Source organism: Citrobacter sp. Colony219 (assembly GCF_019382635.1).
In the GTDB taxonomy this organism is placed as follows: Bacteria; Pseudomonadota; Gammaproteobacteria; order Enterobacterales; family Enterobacteriaceae; genus Citrobacter; species Citrobacter youngae.
Genome location: NZ_CP080033.1, coordinates 4,724,121 through 4,724,464, shown reverse-complemented (window position 1 = coordinate 4,724,464; position 344 = coordinate 4,724,121). Strand labels below are relative to the sequence as shown.

Here is a 344-nt window from a genome sequence, read left to right as displayed (position 1 = left end):
GCTGCTTAACAAAAAATACCGCCAGGATGCCCTGAACGCCGTAATAGCCAAATCGTTCCCATAATTCCACAAAGAAGATCATGAAGAACGGACGAGGTTGCTGCAGCNNNCCGTAGGTGCAGTAGTATTCATATTCCTTCGCCTTTCAAAGCCATCCCGAAAAGTATGAACGCGTATGCTTAAACGCGCCGAAAAAGTCTTATTTTGTTATAGACTGCGGCGATTAGCCGTAAGGGTAGATTATTATAGAGATAGTTTTCGANNNCCAATTAGTTGATCACACTAATTATGATTTATTTGTTGGATTGATGTACTAATTGTGTCTGAATGATAAAAACAAAAAC

General features: G+C 39.9%; 1 pseudogene. It reads right to left on the bottom strand.

Features of this window, described 5'->3' with window-relative positions:
* Positions 1-132: pseudogene (locus JTI85_RS21650) on the bottom strand (hypothetical protein); the annotation flags it as partial.
* Positions 133-344 lie beyond the last annotated feature (212 nt).